This is a genomic window from Parabacteroides sp. CAG:2 (assembly GCF_000436315.1).
Lineage (GTDB): Bacteria > Bacteroidota > Bacteroidia > Bacteroidales > Tannerellaceae > Parabacteroides > Parabacteroides distasonis.
Genome location: NZ_FR885272.1, coordinates 1 through 3,527, shown reverse-complemented (window position 1 = coordinate 3,527; position 3,527 = coordinate 1). Strand labels below are relative to the sequence as shown.

General features: G+C 35.8%; 3 protein-coding genes. All 3 read left to right on the top strand.

Annotated features, from left to right (window positions below; all coding sequences use genetic code 11):
* Positions 1-110 precede the first annotated feature (110 nt).
* The 3 genes from QVP94_RS04450 (at position 111) to QVP94_RS04440 (ending at position 3,374) form a co-directional block, all read left to right on the top strand.
* Positions 111-1,880, top strand: a complete 1,770-nt coding sequence (locus tag QVP94_RS04450; protein ID WP_022192055.1) for a tetratricopeptide repeat protein — start codon at positions 111-113, stop codon at positions 1,878-1,880.
* Positions 1,881-2,012: 132 nt separating this feature from the next.
* Complete coding sequence (locus tag QVP94_RS04445; protein ID WP_022192054.1) at positions 2,013-2,402, top strand: DUF3244 domain-containing protein; 390 nt, start codon at positions 2,013-2,015, stop codon at positions 2,400-2,402.
* A gap of 93 nt (positions 2,403-2,495) precedes the next feature.
* Positions 2,496-3,374: a tail fiber domain-containing protein gene (locus tag QVP94_RS04440; RefSeq protein ID WP_022192053.1), complete on the top strand. Its 879-nt coding sequence runs from the start codon at positions 2,496-2,498 to the stop codon at positions 3,372-3,374.
* Positions 3,375-3,527 lie beyond the last annotated feature (153 nt).

Genomic DNA, 3,527 nt, shown 5'->3' with positions numbered 1-3,527 from the left:
AGTTGAGTAGTAGGCTTAAAGAAGATATTTTTTTGTGGCAAATGAATATTTTTATTGATATTTGTGGATAAATTTTATAACTTGCGTTTAAGTTGTAAACTATAATCTAAATGAAGGCAACACTAGGACTGACTTTGCTACTTTTCGCTACCCTTTTTTCTTGTATGCGCCAAGAAAAACCATTACCTGCGGAATTATCTCGTGCGGAATCTGTTATGTGGGAGCATCCGGATAGCGCTCTATCTATATTACGTTCTATGCCTCAATCATCACTTTCAAGCGGAAAGAACTATGCTACTTGGGCACTATTGTTGGCACAAGCCCGGGATAAGGTATATGGTAAACGCCTTCCGGATTCGTTGAATATCCCTTCCTCGGATAAGTTGGTTCAAGATGCGATGGATTATTTCGAGAAGGAGGGAGATTTGAAAAGAATGGCGCAAACGTATTATTATAAGGGACAGTTATTGAAGGATCAGAAAGAAATAACGGAAGCGATGCCTTTCTTTCTAAAATCTAAAGAAATGATGACAAAGTTGGATGAGCCGCTTTTTACTTATCTGATTTGCCAATCATTGGGAAATATGTATCGTTATCAAGATCTTTATGAAGAATCGTTGGTACAATTAAAGGATGCTTATCAATACGCATTACGATCAGGAAATGGAGAACGGATATCTTATGCTCTATCAGAACTAGGAAGAACTTATGTGCATAAAAATGAAATGGATAGTGCCTTGTTCTATTTTGGTAAATCATTAGATAATGCTCAAAGGTTAGGTAATATAGAGCTCGAAGCTATGGCTATGGGAGAGCTAGGCGTTGTTTATAATAAATTAAGTCAAGGAGAAAAAGCTTTACATTACACTAGAAAAGAGCTTGACTTATGTTTACAAATATCTTCCTTACATAAGCTTCCTCAAGTATATTACAAGATAGGTAGTGCTTTTTGGAGTTTGGGGCAACTAGACTCTGCAAAGGTTTACTTTCAGAAATCATTAGAAACAGACAATTTGTATACGCTAAATGAAGCCTATGAGGTGTTATATTATATATGTGTAGAACAAAAACTTTACAAGGAGGCCATAGAATATAATAACCAATATCTTATTTACTCAGATTCGCTACAGGTAATAAATCATGCTGGAGAATTGGCTGAAATTCAGGCTCGGTATGATCATGAGAGATTGTTGAACATAAATAACCAGCTAAAACTAGAAAAAACGAATCAAGAGATAATCGGCTTGTTTGTCACTGCGGTTCTGTTGATTCTTATAATCGTCTATCAATATCGTGTATTGCGGAAGGAAAAATCTTTAGCGCATGCTAGAGAGCAAATACGAATTTACAAGGAATCGATAAAAGAGAATGAGAATCGTATAAAGGAAAATGAGCAATTGATCGCCACGTTAAATAATAAACAGCAGGAAATCGATGAGATTGTTTCAGAGAATAAAAGTTTATTGGATCAAAATGCGGAGTCCCATAAAGAGATAGAGAAATATGAAGAGCTACTGAAATCCTCATATAAGAAACTAGATGAGCAATTGCCTTATTTCGATAAATTGAAAGACCTAAAAGAGCATCCTAGATATCTGAAGGATGCAGATTGGTCATTAATCATAAACTGGACAAACTTGCAATACCATCAGTTCTATACACGGTTAGAGAAAGATTTCCCCGATTTCTCTGAATTAGATAAGCGATATTGCTGTTTAATCAAGATGGGGTTCAGTTCTTCCCAAATAGCTGTTTTTGCTAACTCTCTCCCCGAGTCTGTATCCAAACAGAAACAGCGAATCAAACAGCGAATCAAAAAAAGCAAACGAATGCCTTCCGACGTAAGTCTTTTGCTAGATCAATACCTCAAAGAGTACTAAAAACAGGGGATGTCCATATGTTTGTTTTTAATATATTGATTATCAGTGGTGTCAAGTCTTGATTTGTCCATGTGTGTTCCTTGACTATGTATGAAAATGAGTCTACATTTGTATTGTAATTTTTTTGAATTTATGAAACAAATAACAAGTAGATTAGTAGGCTTATTATTCATTTGTTTAATAAGTGGTTTTGCGTTTACAAATGTGTATGCAAAGACAATGGGTGAGAAGAGAGTTAGAGTGCATGGAAGTTGGGATGAGGAGAAGCGTTCAGTTTCTCCAGATATACCAATAATTGTAATTTTAGATAATGATCAATTGATCATTCAGAGTAGCTCTCTGCGATCGGATATAACAATCCGAATAATGGATTTTTCCACCATGGTTTATGAAGAGACCGTTTTAGCGGAAAAAACGGGGTATATATTGATTGATTTGAAAGATAACAAGAGTGGAGTTTATACTTTGAATCTGACAAATCAGTGGGGAGATCATCTTTATGGTGAATTTGCATTAGAATAAGAAATCAAAATATAAGGATGAAATGGCCAATCATCCTATAATAAAGACTTGCAAGTTGAATTTTCAAGTATTTACTTTAAATTTAATTGAATCATGAAAAGAATTACATCTTTATTAGGCATACTATGCCTATTCGTATCGTTTAGTGTCCAAGCCCAGTACACGAACATACAAACGTGGGGACAAAAATTGTATTATAACGGGAGTGATTATCCGGGTACATTCTTGAAATTAAAAGTTGCGGTCGCTAATCCTCGTATCTCAGGAACAGGAGGAAAGGTCGTTTTCTATGATTCAGAAAGCTCCCAGTATAATTATATAGAAGTAAAGGGGGTTTATCAATCTTCGGATGCTCGGTTGAAAACCAATATCACTCCCTTAAATAGTGGATTAGGAACCATATTGGGGTTAAAACCGGTATCTTACAATTGGAAAAGTGAGACATCGCAATTGAGATCAGCAGAAGCTGTACCTTCTAAAGCTTTTGGTTTCTTGGCACAGGAGGTAGCTGAGGTTATGCCAGAGATTGTGACGTTAAGTTCCACAGGTGATAGCTTGGTGGATTACACGGCTGTTATACCCGTTTTAGTACAGGCTGTAAAAGAATTGGACGCTACTATCCAACAACTGGAATTGCAATTGGATGAAAAAGCTAATTTGTCTGATTTGCAGAATAACAAGAATTTGACGAGTAAGTCTTTGCTCTCGAATGCGGTAATGAATCAAAATACGCCGAATCCGTTTAATTCTACCACGAATATATCCTTTACGATCCCTACATCCGCACGTTCTGCTTTTATCTCTATTTGCAATTTGCAAGGAACTCAAGTTAAGAAATTCGATATCGCTACCCGGGGAGAAGGTAGTATAATGGTAAGCTTTTCTGATCTAGGTGTCGCAGGTATGTATATGTATTCTTTGGTAGTAGACGGACAGTTGATCTCAACGAAACGTATGCTATTGGTACAATAATATTTATTTCTATTGAAGCTATAGTTTTTTTGATAAGATTGAGTGATACCGTCTGTAGAGGGTATCCTCAATCTTTTTTATACAAAAGATATGCGTTTATATTCCATTATAATTCCTGTTTATAACAGGCCGGATGAGCTTGATGATCTGTTA